The organism is Adlercreutzia aquisgranensis (genome assembly GCF_943193145.1).
GTDB classification, from domain to species: Bacteria; Actinomycetota; Coriobacteriia; order Coriobacteriales; family Eggerthellaceae; genus Xiamenia; species Xiamenia aquisgranensis.
Genome location: NZ_CALPDA010000003.1, coordinates 112,386 through 127,590, shown reverse-complemented (window position 1 = coordinate 127,590; position 15,205 = coordinate 112,386). Strand labels below are relative to the sequence as shown.

The 15,205-nt window shown below is 63.3% G+C and carries 15 protein-coding genes; 7 read left to right on the top strand and 8 right to left on the bottom strand.

What is annotated here, in order from left to right:
* Window positions 1-58 precede the first annotated feature (58 nt).
* A complete protein-coding gene (locus tag NFR41_RS02650; RefSeq protein ID WP_251230615.1) occupies window positions 59-1,381 on the top strand; it encodes a coiled-coil domain-containing protein in 1,323 nt (440 codons plus the stop codon).
* A 34-nt stretch (window positions 1,382-1,415) separates the two neighbouring features.
* On the opposite strand, the gene NFR41_RS02645 is transcribed toward NFR41_RS02650, so the two are convergent.
* Window positions 1,416-1,958: a M48 family metallopeptidase gene (locus tag NFR41_RS02645; protein ID WP_251230614.1), complete on the bottom strand. Its 543-nt coding sequence runs from the start codon at window positions 1,956-1,958 to the stop codon at window positions 1,416-1,418.
* Window positions 1,959-2,315: 357 nt separating this feature from the next.
* Between NFR41_RS02645 and NFR41_RS02640 the strand changes: the two genes are divergently transcribed.
* The gene (locus NFR41_RS02640; RefSeq protein ID WP_349665467.1) at window positions 2,316-2,603 is read left to right on the top strand and encodes a type II toxin-antitoxin system RelE/ParE family toxin; all 288 of its coding nucleotides are present in this window, start codon (window positions 2,316-2,318) and stop codon (window positions 2,601-2,603) included.
* Window positions 2,587-2,874, top strand: a complete 288-nt coding sequence (locus NFR41_RS02635) for a HigA family addiction module antitoxin (protein ID WP_251230613.1) — start codon at window positions 2,587-2,589, stop codon at window positions 2,872-2,874. Before NFR41_RS02640 ends, NFR41_RS02635 begins: the two co-directional genes overlap by 17 nt.
* Window positions 2,875-3,133: 259 nt before the next feature.
* On the opposite strand, the gene NFR41_RS02630 is transcribed toward NFR41_RS02635, so the two are convergent.
* The 3 genes from NFR41_RS02630 to NFR41_RS02620 all read right to left on the bottom strand — a co-directional run bounded on the left by NFR41_RS02630 (window position 3,134) and on the right by NFR41_RS02620 (window position 7,394).
* Window positions 3,134-3,928, bottom strand: coding sequence for a hypothetical protein (locus tag NFR41_RS02630; RefSeq protein WP_251230612.1), 795 nt, complete (start codon window positions 3,926-3,928; stop codon window positions 3,134-3,136).
* A 263-nt stretch (window positions 3,929-4,191) separates the two neighbouring features.
* Window positions 4,192-5,124, bottom strand: a complete 933-nt coding sequence (gene rsmI / locus NFR41_RS02625; RefSeq protein WP_251230611.1) for a 16S rRNA (cytidine(1402)-2'-O)-methyltransferase — start codon at window positions 5,122-5,124, stop codon at window positions 4,192-4,194.
* The gene (locus NFR41_RS02620; protein ID WP_251230610.1) at window positions 5,121-7,394 is read right to left on the bottom strand and encodes a MurT ligase domain-containing protein; all 2,274 of its coding nucleotides are present in this window, start codon (window positions 7,392-7,394) and stop codon (window positions 5,121-5,123) included. Before NFR41_RS02620 ends, rsmI begins: the two co-directional genes overlap by 4 nt.
* 313 nt (window positions 7,395-7,707) lie before the next feature.
* Here NFR41_RS02620 and NFR41_RS02615 point away from each other — a divergent pair, with 313 nt between their 5' ends.
* The 4 genes from NFR41_RS02615 (at window position 7,708) to NFR41_RS02600 (ending at window position 11,378) form a co-directional block, all read left to right on the top strand.
* Complete coding sequence (locus NFR41_RS02615) at window positions 7,708-9,087, top strand: purine-cytosine permease family protein (RefSeq protein WP_251230609.1); 1,380 nt, start codon at window positions 7,708-7,710, stop codon at window positions 9,085-9,087.
* 169 nt (window positions 9,088-9,256) lie between these two features.
* On the top strand, window positions 9,257-9,832 hold the full coding sequence (locus tag NFR41_RS02610; RefSeq protein WP_251230608.1) for a helix-turn-helix domain-containing protein: 576 nt from the start codon (window positions 9,257-9,259) through the stop codon (window positions 9,830-9,832).
* A 1-nt stretch (window position 9,833) separates the two neighbouring features.
* Complete coding sequence (locus NFR41_RS02605) at window positions 9,834-10,658, top strand: zeta toxin family protein (RefSeq protein ID WP_160212657.1); 825 nt, start codon at window positions 9,834-9,836, stop codon at window positions 10,656-10,658.
* A 144-nt stretch (window positions 10,659-10,802) separates the two neighbouring features.
* Complete coding sequence (locus NFR41_RS02600; RefSeq protein WP_251230607.1) at window positions 10,803-11,378, top strand: molybdopterin-binding protein; 576 nt, start codon at window positions 10,803-10,805, stop codon at window positions 11,376-11,378.
* Window positions 11,379-11,435: 57 nt separating this feature from the next.
* Here NFR41_RS02600 and NFR41_RS02595 read toward each other — a convergent pair whose 3' ends face one another.
* The 4 genes from NFR41_RS02595 to NFR41_RS02580 form a co-directional block, all read right to left on the bottom strand.
* Window positions 11,436-11,789 carry a hypothetical protein gene (locus NFR41_RS02595; RefSeq protein WP_251230606.1) on the bottom strand — a complete coding sequence of 118 codons (354 nt, stop codon included), beginning with the start codon at window positions 11,787-11,789 and terminating at the stop codon, window positions 11,436-11,438.
* A 199-nt stretch (window positions 11,790-11,988) separates the two neighbouring features.
* Window positions 11,989-12,423, bottom strand: coding sequence for a hypothetical protein (locus tag NFR41_RS02590; RefSeq protein ID WP_251230605.1), 435 nt, complete (start codon window positions 12,421-12,423; stop codon window positions 11,989-11,991).
* Window positions 12,424-12,576: 153 nt separating this feature from the next.
* Complete coding sequence (locus tag NFR41_RS02585) at window positions 12,577-13,344, bottom strand: DNA/RNA nuclease SfsA (RefSeq protein WP_251230604.1); 768 nt, start codon at window positions 13,342-13,344, stop codon at window positions 12,577-12,579.
* A 10-nt stretch (window positions 13,345-13,354) separates the two neighbouring features.
* Window positions 13,355-15,145 carry an ABC transporter ATP-binding protein gene (locus NFR41_RS02580; protein ID WP_251230603.1) on the bottom strand — a complete coding sequence of 597 codons (1,791 nt, stop codon included), beginning with the start codon at window positions 15,143-15,145 and terminating at the stop codon, window positions 13,355-13,357.
* Window positions 15,146-15,205 lie beyond the last annotated feature (60 nt).

Below are 15,205 nucleotides of genomic sequence, written 5' to 3'. Positions count from 1 at the left end.
TTGCTTTCGTGGATTGCCTTCGCCGAAACAAGCGCTGTTCGTATAATGAACGTTCGTCATGTTCCCGAACAAGGATGAGCGATTGCTGAACTGCAGGACCCATACCGCACGCCGCGGCCTTTTCGCGGCCGGTTCGTCCCCTCGCCAAGGCGACGCCTCGGCGAAAGCAGGCGCAGTTCTGTTCTCCTTTCTGCTCTCCTTCGCGCTCGTAGCTGCTTCGGCGTTCCCCCTGGCGGCGTTTGCCGACGACAGTGTCCAGGAAACCAGCTCGCTGGGAAGCGACCCCACCGCCGCCCTCACCGACGAGATGGACGAGCTCACCGCCCAGATAGAGGCCACCGGAACCGCGCTGAACGAGGCAAACGCTCGGGTTTCCGAAATCGAAGCGCGCATCGCCGAGAACGAGGAGCAGCTGTCCACCCTGTACAACCAGATTCCCACCCAGCTGCAGCGCAGCGCCGACGCGGTGCGCGAACTGTACAAGATGCAGTACCAGTCCACCAGCCTCATAGAGCTGCTGCTCAACGCCGACAACTTCGCCGACTTCATCGTGAACTTCCAGTACGTCACCCATATACAGCAGCGTCATCTGGACACCGTGGCGAAGCTGCGCGAGATGAAGCAGCAGCTTGACGACACCCAGGCCCAGCTGGCCCAGGACCGCGCCGACGCGCTGGTCGAGCAGGCTAGCGCCCAGGAGGCGCTAGCCGCAGCCCAGGCAGCCCGCCAGGAGGCCCAGCGTCGCGCCCAGGAGGAGGCCGAGCGCCAGGCAGCCGCAGAAGCCGCACGCCTGGAAGCCGAGCGCCGGGCCGCAGCCGAGGCGGAACGCGCCGCTCAGGAGGAGGCCGACCGCAAAGCCCAGGAAGAGGGCGGCAACGAACCGGCCGACGAGACCGAGGAGGGCAACGGCTCCGACGCGGAAATCCCCGATGCGCCCGTGGACAGCACGGGACCGTCCGAGGAGACCCCCGACGACACCGTGGGCGGGCCGGGCAGCGACGGCGCCGACTGGAGCACAGACAAGGAAGCCTTCGTAAGCACCTGGGCCCCGCGCATCGACGCGTTCATGGCCGGCTCCCCCATGGCCGGCACCGGCACCATCTTCGCAGAGGCGGCTTGGGACTACGGCGTTGACCCGCGCTTCTCCCCCGCTATCGCCAATACGGAAAGCTCCCGCGGCGCGGCGTGCTTCCTCCCCTACAACGCCTGGGGTTGGGGTTCGGCCAGCTGGGGCAGCTGGGACGAGGCCATCCGCGCCCATGTGGCCGGCTTGGCCGCGGGCTACGGCTACACCATCACCGAAGCGGGCGCGCAGAAGTACTGCCCGCCCAACTGGCAGGAGTGGTACAACCGCACAAGCGCCGCCATGGCCTTGATCTAGCGGCTGCCCCAGCGCGACGCAGCGCCCGCAAAGCTCAGCGCAGCTTCGCGCGGCGACTCTTCCAATCGGGCATGTAGGCGTCCAAAAGCCCATGGAACGCCGGCCCGTGGTTCGCCTCCCGCAGATGGCACAGCTCGTGCACCACCACGTACTCCAGGCATTCGGGCGGGTAGAGGGCAAGGCGCGTGTTGATGCAGATGCGTCCCGTGGTGGGCTGGCAGCTGCCCCACTTGCTCTTCATGTTGCGGTAGACCACCGATCCGGCCTTCACGCCGATGATGGGTTCCCACTCCTTGATCAGCGGCGGCACCACGGTCGAAACCGCAGTCTTCCACTCGGAAACCTCCTGAGCCGTTGCATGCTCGGCCTGACCGGCAGGCGACGAGACGGCCTCGGCCATATGGGCGCGGATCCAGGATTGCTTGTCGAGGACGAACCCTTCGATCTGCGCGAGGTCTATGCGCGGGGGCGCGGACATCTCAACGTAGGTGCCGTCTCGGGAAATGCGCAGGTTGAGCCGCCGAACGCGCTTGCGAGTCAAGCGCACGGGAATGCCGGCGACCTCGAACTCCTCCACTGCGGCCCGTGGGGCTTTTCGCGTTTTGCCCACCCTGTGCCCCGCTTTCTCGCGGACACCGGCCGCGGCTTGGTGCGACGGATTGCGCACCGTTTCATTCTACCTGTGTTCAAGCGACGGTCCCGTTACGGTTTGATAGCGAATTGTGCAATCCAGCTTGCCCGGCAGCGTCCGGTAAGCTAAACGCTTACTGCAGTAATCATATCCTCGCGTTATCCCGTATTCTTTTCCCGTCTTTCCGAGCAGACCAGCCCTATGCGGCGCAATACCTCGCCCGCATCTATCCAGCCGGGTTCTTGACGCGGACGCCAAAACCGATTATGATACTTCTGAAATTCAGAAGTATTCGAGGTGATTATGCAGTTCAAGGACAAAGACCTTGCCCTCTTCTGGGAAAACCCTGCAGCGTTTCCCCTTATGAGAGCGCCGGCTCAGCTGCGTAAAACCCTCTACCGCAAGCTTCAGCTCATAAATGCCGCCTGCGAGTTGCGAGATTTGCTCGTCCCTCCGGGAAATCGCCTCGAGGCTTTGAAAGGGAATAGGAAGGGCCAGTTCAGCATTCGGGTCAATCAGCAATGGCGGCTTTGTTTCACCTGGCACGACGGAGAGGCTCAAGGAGTTGAGTTCTGTGACTACCATTCATGATTACATATCCAGTCCTGGCGAGATTCTGTTCGAAGAGTTCCTGGAGCCGCTTGGCATCTCCCAATACCGGCTCGCAAAGGCGATCGGGAAGCCTCAATCCGCCATCTCCGACATCGTCCACGGCCGAAGGGCCATAACGGCCGAGATGGCATGGCTCTTGGGAAAGGCCCTCGGAACCACTCCCCAGTTCTGGCTCAATCTCGAGATGGACTACCGGCTGAAGCTTATCGACGAGTCCCACATGCCGCAAGTAACGGCGCTCGCTCTTTGACGAATCTACGAAGCGCAAGCTCTCCAAGGCATGTCGAGCGCAACGAGCCGAAGCCATCAAGCAGAAAGCCGTTCGCGAGGCAACAACCGAAAGCGCCCTAAGCCGACAGTTTTCACCCAAGCCCTTACCGCTTCTGGCGGCGATTAGCCAACATAAAGCGGCTGGCTTCGGAAACACCTCCGAAGCCAGCCGTTCGAAACATAGTCACGTGCTACGAATTAGCCCCAATCATATCACTGCTCAGAGGCAGCCCCCATATCTACATCCAGGGATTGGCGTGCATTTCAGCCGTAGCGTACTCGGCATCGAAGCTGGAGCTGAAATCGAACACAGCGGCCTCTCCAGCAACCAAGTCACTTTGCAAATAGCTATTGAACCCGGTGACGATACTTCCTTCGCCATTCCGCAAAATGCAAACAAGCATGGGGGAGCAGCTGTCGCCGTAGCCAACCTTCACCTCTTCGGCCATGGTAATCTCGCCCGTCGCCTGCAGCCCCCAGTAGCTTCCATCGGCCACGCTCACATTGTCGAATGTGTAAAGATCGCTCGGTAGCGGCTCGGCCCCATCCTTCCATTTGTTCTTATCCACTTTGATGGAGAACTCGACAGCAGTCGACTCGGTCACGTTCCCGTTGCCCGCTTGCGTCGCCCAGTACGTTTTCGAGCCTGGAGCTATAGTGCCAAGAGTCCAGTCGTCGCTGAATGCGATAGACCCGTCCTCGTTCTTCCCCACTACCGAAATCACAGGGAATTCCGCCTCGAAACTGGCATTGGGGTTCTCGATTTCAACGGCATAATGGATATAGCCGTTATCCGAGACAACGTATCCGTAGTCAGACAAAACGAGGGGCTCGGGCTCGGCGGTTTCTTCCTTCTCAACCTTCTGCGGCTCGGACACCTTTTCGGCATCTTCGGCCGATTCCGGCTGACTGGAAGAAGCGCTCCCCCCAACTGATGCCTCCTTGTCGACTTGCTGCTCAGACGACGAAGAGCACCCGAACAGCAAGGGAGACACGCACGCAGCCAGAACCACGGACAGTACCTTTTTAAACATTTCTCCTCCTTCTTGATAGATGCCAAGCGGAGGACGTCGAGAAAAGATAAGGAGGACGCCCGCCGCAGTCACCACAACAGCAGACGACAATGCAAACCGTCCTAAAGGCAGGTGCCCTCCTTGTCGGCGGTTCGCATTGAATCCAGGTCTCAAAGACAAGTATGTGAAGCTGCTGTTGTGGTGATGATAGTGTAGCAGAGTTCTCCCCGCATTAGCCCTCAGCTAATTTCGAGTCCTTCCCTTCAGCAAGATATCGGAACCCTTCATCTTCGCCCGGCCTTCAGCACCAGCTGGTAGGCGTCGTTTTTGGGGATGTTGAGCTCTTGGGACAGCTGCCGGGCGGCGTCTTTGGAGCGCACGCCTTGGGCGAGCAGCTGGCGGGCGCGGTCTTCGGCGCCGGTCAGGGAGCGTTCCTTGGCGGCCTGGGCCTCGCGCTCGCTGGGGCCGTCTATCACCAGCGCGATCTCGCCTCTGATGCCCGCAGCCCCCGGCTCGCCTGCCGCGAACGCGCACGCCCGTTCGGCGAACAGGGCCGCCAGCTGGGGCAGCGTGTCGCGGACGACTTCCTCGTGAAGTTTCGTGAGCTCGCGGCACACGCAGCCTTCCCGGTAAGGGAAGCGCTCGGCAAGCACGGCCAAAGCATCGACCAGGCGGTTCGGGCTCTCGTAGAAGATGAGCGCCGCGTCGAGCGAGGCCACGCCATCCAGCAGCGCCTGCTGCTCGCCGCGCTTGCGGGGGAAGAAGCCGCCGAAGAAAAAGCGCGCGAACTCGGTTCCGCTGGCCACGTAGGCCGTAGCGGCGGCGGTGGGACCGGGCAGCACCTCCACGGTCACGCCCGCAGCCCGCGCGAGCCTGACCAGGTGCATGCCGGGATCGGACACGCCGGGCATGCCCGCATCGGAGCAGTAGGCCACCACTTGGCCGGACGCCATGCGCTCCACCAGGCCCTCCGCCCGCTGGCGCATGGTGGCTTCGTCCAGCCGCTCGAGCTTGTTCTTGATGCCCAGGGCCGCAAGCAGTTTACCGGTCACGCGGGTATCCTCGGCGCATACCACGTCGGCCGCTGCCAGGGCATCGCGGGATCGCGCGGTCATGTCCCCCAGGTTTCCCAAGGGCGTGGGGCACACCACCAGGCGGCCGGCGCCCGTCCCGTCACCCGGCACCGCGTTCGTGGCCCCTTGCGCGCTGCCGCTCATCGCTGCCCCTTGACGCCCAAGCGCTGAGCCAGCGCGCGGTTGGCATCAAGCTCCTGGGAATCGTCCAAGGGGGCGAGCGTGCCCAGATCGCAGCCCGTCCGGCGGGCGTGACGCTCCAGCGCCAGCTTCAGCAAATCATCTGCCACCTGGGGATTCTTCGCCAGCAGCGGGCCGTGCAGGTAGGTGCCGACCACGTTTTTGTAACGGACGCCGTCGGATTTGGACTGCTCGCTGTTGCCGCAGCCCACGCTGCCTATCACCGAGCCGAACGGGCACACGCCCTCGCCCAGGTACGTACGGCCGGCATGGTTCTCGTAGCCGATTACCGGCTCGTCGATGCCGGGCACGCTTAAGGCTATGTTGTTGGTAAGACGGTCGGCGGACGTGCCGGGACGGCGGGTGCTCGCATCCAGAATGCCCAGGCCCGGCACCTGCTGGCCGTCCAGCAGCCATTCGTGGCCCAGCATCTGGTAGCTGCCGCAGATGGCCAGAAGCGGGCCGCCGGCCTCCACGTAGCTCCGCAGATCGTCGGCCATGGCGCGCACGTCGGCACTGGCCAGCTCCTGCTCGCGGTCGGGGCTGCCCCCCATCACCACCAGGTCGGCCTCGTCGAAGGGCGCAGGATCGCCGTGCATGATGCGACGCACCTCCACGGGAATGCCGCGCCAGGCAAGCCGTCGCTCCAGGATGCGCACGTTGCCCCCGTCGCCGTAAAGGTTCAGCAGGTCGGGCAGCATATGGAAGATGACCAGCGGCAACGCATCGGAGGGCGACACCTCGCCGGGATGCGTTTCGCCGCCATCGGACGCGGTTTCGCCCGCATGCCCGCTCGGCTCCGTCGAGCACGGGCCCATCGCGCCGTCCGGGAACGCCGAAGCGCCGGCACGCCCGATCTCGGCACCCTTGGCACCTGCTTCTTCCTGCGCCCGCTCCAAAGCCGCCTTGCAGGCGGGAAGCGCCGTGTAGTTCGCGATCAAGTACGCGTTCACCGAGGTCGGAAAGGCTGCCAGGGCCTCTAGCATGGACTCGGGGGTTTCCACCACCCGCGAGGGGATGTCCGCGTACTTCAAGCGCACCTGCATGTCGCGGCCGCGCAGCCCTCCGGCGAACACGCTCAGGCTGCCGCTGTGGGCCAGCTCCTCGAAGTCGATGTCCCACAGCCACGACACGTCGTGCCCGTCGGCTTCCTTATCGTTGATGAACAGCCCCACCACCTTTGGGTTCGGGTCTCCCGCCACGATCTTGAGGTTCTGGTTGAAGCCCGTGGGGTTCTTCGCCAGGTTCAGCAGCACCCGGCGCCCCCCCACGGTAAACTCCTGCAAGCGACCGTTCTTCGGATCGAAGGCGTCGACGGCACGCTGCACATCGGCCGCCGAAGCGCCCGCAAGGTGGGCCGCAACGGCCACGGCCAGCAGGTTGTACACCATGTAGGCCCCGGAAAAAGGCGCCGAGAGGGGCTCGGCGGCCACGCTGGCCGAAGAAGCGCCATCCTCCCCGCGCTCTTCCACGGAAAACGACAGCCCTACGGCGCCGAGAGCAACGTCGACGGCGGCATAGTCCAGCGGCGGGCGGGAGAACCCGCAGTTCGGGCACACGTACTCCCCCAGCTGCCCGTATTGGCGAAACTCGTAGCGGAACATGGTGGAGCAGCGCTGGCACATGGTGGCGTCGGACACGCTGTTCTGGGCAAGCCCCATGGAGCGGGCCACGCCGAAGGACACGCAGCGGTTGGGCGCCCGATCGGCGATGGCGGCGCACAAGGGGTCGTCAGCGTTGTAGACGAGCACGCTTTCGGGGGAGCGCCCCAAGGCCCCCACGATGGCATCCTGGATGCGGTCGATCTCGCCGCAGCGGTCCAGCTGGTCGCGAAACAGGTTCAGCAGCACCACGTAGCGCGCCTGCAGCTGGGGCAGCGACTTCGCCAGCCACAGCTCGTCGCTCTCGAACACGCCCCAATCAGCCCGGCCCGCGTGCAGCAGCGCCGTGGCAATGCCGGAATCAAGGTTCGCGCCGGTGCGGTTGCACACCACCGTCGCGCCCGAGCGCTCCAGCACGTCGGCCAGAAGGTTGGTCACCGTGGTCTTGCCGTTGGTGCCCACCACCACGATGCTGCCACGTGAGAGCTTCCCCCGCTCGTGGGCGATGAGCTGCGGGTCGGCGTACAAGCCAACCTTGCCGGGGAAGTTGGCCGCCGGCCGGCGGAACACGTGCTTCAGCCCCCAGGTGGAAACGGCGCCCGCAGCCTTGGCGGCCCCGTGACGGATGCCCATGATTGCCCTCCTGTCCGAACGCTTCGCCAGCCGGAGCGGCCCCGGGATGCGAGCGCGATGGAAAACGACTCTGCTTCGTTTCAGTATACGAAATCCCCTTCCCCAGGCGGCCGGCTTGACGCCATTCACGTAAATTTGCACACCCTTCGGGGCCAATATTCGTTTCTGGCCCGTGAACTTTCGAGACATCACACGGTTAACGACTCAGCAAACGGTATAATCCCCCGAATCTATCCAATAGCGGTGGCTACGCATCGGTCGCCCCGCTCTATTCCCCGCGCTGGGAAGGCGCGGGTTGGAAAGGAGGAGAGCCATGGCAACAGAGAAGCAGATCGAGCAGGCGCAGGCCGAGGAAGTCAAGGACATCGACTACACCCTATCACGCGTTCCTGCTGAAGCGAAACAGCCCTTCTGGCGGATTCTCTTCATCAGGATCGGCGCAATCTGCTGCGTATCGCAGCTGGTGCTAGGAGCGGCGCTCGGCTTCGGCATGACGTTTTTCGACGCGTTCCTGGCCACGATGCTCGGCTCCGTGCTGCTGCAGGTGGTCAGCTGGGCACTCGGTGCCGCCGCTGCGCACGAGGGCCTTTCGACCAGCTTGCTCACCCGCTGGTGCGGCTTGGGCAAGGGAGGCTCGGCCGTCTTCGGCGCCATCGTCGCCATATCCATGGTGGGATGGTTCGGCGTGCAGAACTGCGTGTTCGGCGAGGGCATGGCCACGATGATTCCGCTCACGGACTTCCTGGGCGACTTGGAGTATCCCATCTGGGCTATCATCACCGGCATTGCTATCACCGTGCTCGTGGTCTTCGGCATCAAGGCCATCGCGAACTTTGCCACCATCTTCGTGCCGCTGTTCATCATCGCCGTTGTCTGGTCGGCCGCCATCGTGCTGCAGGACCACTCCATCGGCGAGCTGCTGACGACGGCACCTCCGGGACCGGCGCTGTCGCTGGGCGCTGCCACCACCATGGTGGCCGGCGGCTTCATCGCGGGAGCTATCTGCACCCCCGACTACGCCCGCTTCCTGAAGAACGGCACCCAGGTGTTCTGGATGACCCTCATCGGCACGTTCGTCGGCGAGCTGGGAATGAACCTCTTCGCCGTCATCATGGCGCACGCTATCGGCAGCGACGACATCGTGACCATCATGTACGCGACGTCGGGCATCCTGGGCGTCATCATCGTGGTCGCCTCCACCGTCAAGCTCAACGACATGAACCTCTACTCGTCGAGCCTCGGCCTGGCCACCGCCATTAACGCCCTGTTCAACAAAGCAGCCAATCGAGACATGCTGGTGTGGGCTCTCGGCATCGTCGGCACGATCCTGTCGGTGCTGGGCATCATCAACTACTTCACCGAGTTTCTGTCGCTGCTGGGCGTGTTCGTTCCGCCGATTGCCGGCATCATGGTGATCGACTACTTCGTCCTGCGCCGCAGCCGCGCCATCCTGGACGAAACCCGCGCCGAGGGCGTGCTGCCTCGCCGCGTGGAGAACTGGAACCCCATCGCCCTCATCTGCTGGCTAGCAGGCTTCGCCGTGGGCTACGGCACCAGCGCCATCGGCTGGGGCATCCCCGGACTGAACTCGCTCATTTGCGCAGGCGTCCTGTACTGGGTCATCATGGTCATCGGTGCCAAGATTAAGGGCGTTGACGTCCTCAGGTTCAAGGAGACCGACGAGGTTCTGTAAGCTTCGCCGATTCTCGTAGGCATTCAAAGCCCGCCTGTTTTTCAGGCGGGCTTTTTGTTGGATAGGCATTTCTGCCCCTCAAAACACTATCTATTAATACCTATAATAATCTATTGATTATAGAATAATCTTTCTATACTATTACAGCAACCTATGAAAGGAGGACGCTGTGAAGGACGTCGTGACTGCGCAGAGAATCCGCGAGATTAGGTCGAAGTACGGACTTTCCCAGAAGGCCTTCGCCCAAGTGCTAGGCATCGGAACCGCAACCATGGCTCGCTACGAGGCCGGCGACCCCCCTACGAAAGCCATGGCCAACCTCATACGAGCCGCCGAGAACCCGCAGTTCATGCGCGACTGCCTGGAACGGGACGGAAGCGAGCTCCCGCCGCGGCAGAAGGAGAAGTCGGAACAGCTGGTATATGCGCTCTGCACCATCACCAAGGAGGAGGACGAGATGAGCCTCGACATCAATCAGATTTACGAGATCACCCTGCGCCAGGAAATCCTGAACGAGAAGGCAGCGGAAATCATGGCAGACCTCGACAGGCTAATCCGAAAAGCCAATGATGCGAACGACAGAACGGCGGCACTCATCCTTGATGACCTCGCCACGCAAATCGCCATCTTCAAACCAACCATCGTATACGAAGAGAACTCGAACCATCACGCTTTGGACTGCATAGACGACAAGCTCGAAGTGATCAGGCACGCCTCCCGTGCACTCCTGTCCAAGGCAGCTTAGCATGAACACCGATGGAAGCTTCACGCCCTTAGAGCTCGAGCAAGAACGCGCCACCATCATTCGGCGCCTGCTTACCCCCACGAGTCTCAGGCGCCCCGATCGTCCACAGGCCATCCTGCTCGGCGGACAGAGCGGAGCGGGGAAAACGACCCTCCATCGCGTATGCGAAAAAAGGCTCGGGAACAACACCATCGTCATCAACGGCGACGAGTACCGCTCAAAGCACCCTCGATTCGAGGCGCTCAAAGAGGCCTACGGGGACGACTGGGTTTCCTACACGGCAGCCTGGTCCGGTAAGCTTGTCGAAGGGCTGATCGATACGTTTTCGCGAATGGGCTACAACCTGGTCATCGAAGGCACTCTGCGCACGAGCGCCGTTCCCCTAAAGACCGCCGACCTGCTGAGATCGCGCGGCTACGACGTTTCGTTGGCGCTCATGGCCGTGAAGCCGGAAATCTCGCTCATAAGCTGCCAGATACGCTACGAGCAGATGCGCGTTGCCGGCACCACGCCCCGAGCCACCGACCCAGCCCACCATGCCAGGATCGTTCAGGATATCGCCAGCAACTTAGACGAGCTCGAGCACTCTGGGTCGTTCACAGGCATCCGCCTGTACAGCCGAGCCGGCACGTGCCTGTGGGCGAGCGAAGGCGGCGATGACCAGTCGACGCCCACGCGAAAGAAGCGCAGCACGAAAGCGCCCGAGAGCGCTTCGGAAGCACTGCGGTCAATCCTCTTCGGCCCCTGGACCGAAGAGGAACGCTTCCATTACGACCACCTCCAACAACAGCTGGAAACGCTCAAAGGCACGCAATCCCAGCCATAGCCTTCATCGATTACGGGGAGCTTTCGCTCTACGAGCTTGCCCTGGGGTAAGCTGTGGTATTATTCGCAACCATGAATGATTGCGAAGACCGAGACGCCGAAATGTTAGCCGTCTCGGCCCGCTCATAGTCCTGGAGGGGGGACCATGGCAGACTGCAACACTGTTACGTTCACCGCATCCGACGGCATGAAGGTGGCCTTTCCGTTGGACTTCCTGATCGAACGCGGCGCCATCGTCGCCGACAAGATCAACAGCGAGAACATCATGGACGTCATGGGATGCTCGAACCAGCTGTGGATTCCGGGATTTCCCGCCAAGTACTTCATCCGCGACATCGTCGCCATCGACTTCACCGAAGAGGACGAGCCCCCGACGCTGCCCGACTTCGTCGACGACGGGCACGACTTCACGAACCGTCCAAACGTATCGTGCAAGGCCGAGTACGTGGGCTACGTAGGCCAGACCATGCGTTTCGAAGGATGGGCCGACGATTACGACAAACGCATCATAGCCGTGGAGTTCTCGCTGGACGGCGGCGAGCACTGGACCCGCCAGTCCACCGAGGGCACCGACGCCGTCCGCTGGGTCTGGTGGACCTTCGACTGGATTCCCGAGGAAGAGGGCGACTACCGCATGCTCGTGCGCAGCGTGAACGAGGACGGCAAGAGCTCCCCCACCCCCGCAGCCCACGCCTTCCAGGTACTGGCCGCCATCGAGTAGGACAGAAGCCCGCGAGGGCTTGGGGCGCAGGGACGGGCGGCTCGCAAGATCGGATGGCTAAGCTGCAGGGCGGGCGGCAGAGGCCGAAAGCGCGCAGGAGGGCGTATCTTGCGCCGCGTGCGTGCCCTCGGGAACCTCGCGCAGGGCGTCCAGCCGGCGGTTTCGGAAGTACACCGCCCAGTTGGCCGCCAGGAACACGCAGTTCAACAGGTAGACGGCAAGAACCCAGTTCAGCGTCCCCAGCGTAAGCTTCGCCGCTATGCCGCACGCGTATCCCGCGCAGATAAGCGCCAGGAACTGCCAACTGGACCCCTGGGCCGTCCCCGCCTTGTAGGCTTTCCAGGCGTTCATAGGCCACGACAGCCCGAAGCACACGAGCATTCCCGCTTCCAGCAACTCCGCAACAAACATCCTGCGATCAGATCCTTTCACGGCAACGCACCAGCCCCCGAGCATCCTGCAGGGAGGGCGCGCTGCTATCGACTTGGATAGGCCCGATTGTGGAACTCGCCGTCGGGGCTGTCCAGAAAACCCCGCAAAACTGACAATTCCTTGACGCAGCGTCCATGGAGGACAGCGGGCAGGCGCATCGACCCGACAAACCGGGCCGTTAAACGCTGGCGCGGGGGTGCCCCGTGCGGTGCCGCAGGAAGAACTGGCAGAAGAAGCCGATGCCGGCCGAGGCCAGCGCCAGGCCCAGCCCCGTGTAGAAGAAGGCGACGAACCAGCTGGGCACGATGCCGAAGCTGCGCAAGGCGATACCGCCGCCCATCATGACGGCCATAACGATGTAGCCCTTCACGTCGAAGAACTTCAGCACGTGCATGCGCTCGTCCCCGTAGCCGTGGATACGGGCAGAATGCTTCTCCACCAGCTTGAAGAACATGGCTCCGAACAGCACGAAGACCACGGGGATGCCCGCATAGAACCACGGGTTGACACCGCCCATGATGGCCAGCACGCCCAGGCGGGTTACCGAAAGCCCGGCCAGCAACCACACGACGCCGGCAATGAGCAGCAGGTACTTCGAGCGAACCTTGAGCATGGGCCTTTGTTTCGGGACGGGCGATCGCAATCGCGCTGGCACAACAACCACACCATAGCACCGCCAGGCGCCGTTGCCCGTCCCTCCACGAGCGCGCCACCACTTATCCAGCAAACCGCGAAGACTGCACCGCCGCAGAAGCCGCCCCGCCCCTCACCACCGTTCGAGCTCGTAGCAGCGCTTGAGTGCCACGCCCTGCGGGCAGACCTCGAAGTCGGCCTGCCACAGCTCCACGCCGGCAGCCCGGCACGCTTCCACCGTGGCCAGCACCTCGTCGTAGGTGGTGCCGTGGTAGTAGCGAAAGCCGAAGTTGTCGTAGTACAGGCAGTAGAGGATGACGGCCCGCTCGTGGTCGGCCAGGGAGGCCGCCAGCTCCCGCAGGTGGCGCATGGCCCGCTCCGTCGAATTGAACGGAACCTCGGGCAGACGCGGCACGTAGGCGGGCACCTCGGTCTGGATCTGCACGAGCGGCGTCTTGACCTCAAGGTATACGTCGTCGTTCACCAGGAAGTCCAGCCGCGAGCCGCCCAGGGGCACTTCGCGGCGCACCAGCGCCACCGGACCCAGCATAGATCGGAAGGCGCCCGCGCGCAGAAAATGCTCGACGTAGCGGTTCGAGGCGTTCTGGTTGATGCCGATCCAGCGCTTGTCGCGCTCGCCCGGGCGCTGCAGCGAGAATGCCTCCACGGTCAGCGGCATCTTGCGCTTCGGGTTGCGGCTGTCGGAGACCAGGCACGGCCGGCCCGCCAGGTCGAGCCCGCCGATGCGCGAAACCGCCGGGCAATGGCAGCGCACCGGATCTGCGTCGCCGAAATCCACGTCCATAATGAAGCGGTTCGGCCGCGCCAAGATCACACCCTCGCGCAGAGGTTCGGCAAACGCCAGGAAGGCCCCGTCGCCAACGTCGCCCTTTCCGTCCATCGCACGCCGCCTATTCCCCGAACTGCATGCGGTAGTAGCGGGCGTAGGTGCCGTTTCGGGCCAGCAACTGGTCGTGGGTGCCCTGCTCCACCACGCGCCCGTTCTCGACCACGGCTATGAGCTGGGCCCCGCGGATGGTGGACAGGCGATGAGCGATGATGAGCGTGGTGCGCCCGCGGGACAGGTCGGCCAGGGACCGCTGGATGGCGCCCTCGCTCTCGTTGTCAAGGGCGCTCGTGGCCTCGTCCAGAATGAGGATGCTGGGGTTTCGCAGGAACACGCGGGCGATGGCGATGCGCTGCTTCTGACCGCCGGAAAGCCGCGCGCCGCGCTCGCCCACCAGCGTGTCGAAGCCGTTCGGCAGCGCCATGATGAAGTCGTAGGCGTTGGCCTTGCGGGCTGCCTCCTCGATCTGGGCCTGGGTGGCGCCTGCCCGCCCGTAGGCGATGTTGTCGCGCACCGTGCCACCGAACAGGTACACGTCCTGCTGCACGATGCCGATGGCCTCCCGCAACGATTCCACGGTCACGTCGCGCACGTCCACGCCGTCGATGAGCACCGCTCCCCCGTCCACGTCGTAGAAGCGCGGCAGAAGCGAGCACGTGGTGGTCTTGCCGCCGCCGGAGGGGCCCACCAAGGCCACGGTGGTGCCCGCCGGAACGTCCAGCGAAAGCCCGCGCAGCACCGGCTCCTCGCCGTAGGAAAACACCACGTCGCGGTATTCCACGTGCCCGCGCTCGCCCGGATCGGCCGCCGCCAAAGGGGCGGCCCCGGGCCCGTTGGACACGTCGGGATGCTCCTCCAGCACCTCCATGAACCGGCGAAATCCCGCGTAGCCCTTCTGCAGCGTCTCGGTGAAGTTGATGAGCTGCTCCAACGGCGCGAAGAAGATGCCGATGTAGAGGGCGTAGATGGCCAGGTCGTTCACCTGCAGCGTTCCCTGGGCCACGAAGTAGCCGCCGCCCACGATGGTGACCGTGTACAGCATGCCCATGAACAGCGAACTCATGCCGTGGAAGGCCCCCATGAACCGGTAGGAACGCTTCTTGGTATCCAAGAACGCCTCGTTGGCAACGCGGAACTTCTCCTCCTCGGCCGCCTCGCCGCCGAACGATTTCACCACGCGGATGCCGCCCAGGGAGTCCTGCACCGTGGCATTGATGCCAGCCATGCGCTCGCGGTTCTCGCGGAACACCGTGCGCCGGCGGTAGTTCAGATAGAACGACGCCGCCGCCATGACCACCGTGGCCAGCAGCATGATGGCGGTAAGCGGCACGTTGATGGCGAACAGCAACACGAACGAGCCCACGATTTTAAGCGTGCAGATGAACAGGTTCTCCGGGCCGTGGTGGGCCAGCTCGGAGATGTCGAACAAATCGGAGGTCACCTTCGCCATCATGGCGCCGGTGTTGTGGCGGTCGTAATAGCTGAACGAGAGCCGCTGGTACTGGCGGAACAGGTCGCGGCGCATGTCGGCCTCCATGTAGGCCCCCATGACATGCCCTTGGTAGGTGATGAAGAACTGGCAGCCCGTACGCAGCAGGTACAGCGCCGCGAACATAAGGGCGATAAGCCCCAGGCTGGACAGGATGATGGAGGGGCTTTCCAGGAAGAACTCCTTGGTGAAGAAGTTCAGAAACTGCGGAAACGCCAAGTCGATGAGGGCCAGCACCGTGGCCGCCAGCAGATCGCCGAAGAAAAGCCCCTTGTAGGGGCCGTAGTAGCTGATGAAACGCGACCATACGCGCCAGGCGGACACCTGGGCATGGGATTCTTTGAGGATGTCGTCCGTTTGGCTCATGCCCTTATGATAGTCCTTCGAGAATAATTCCCCACCTAACGATTCGCCAACGGCTCGGCA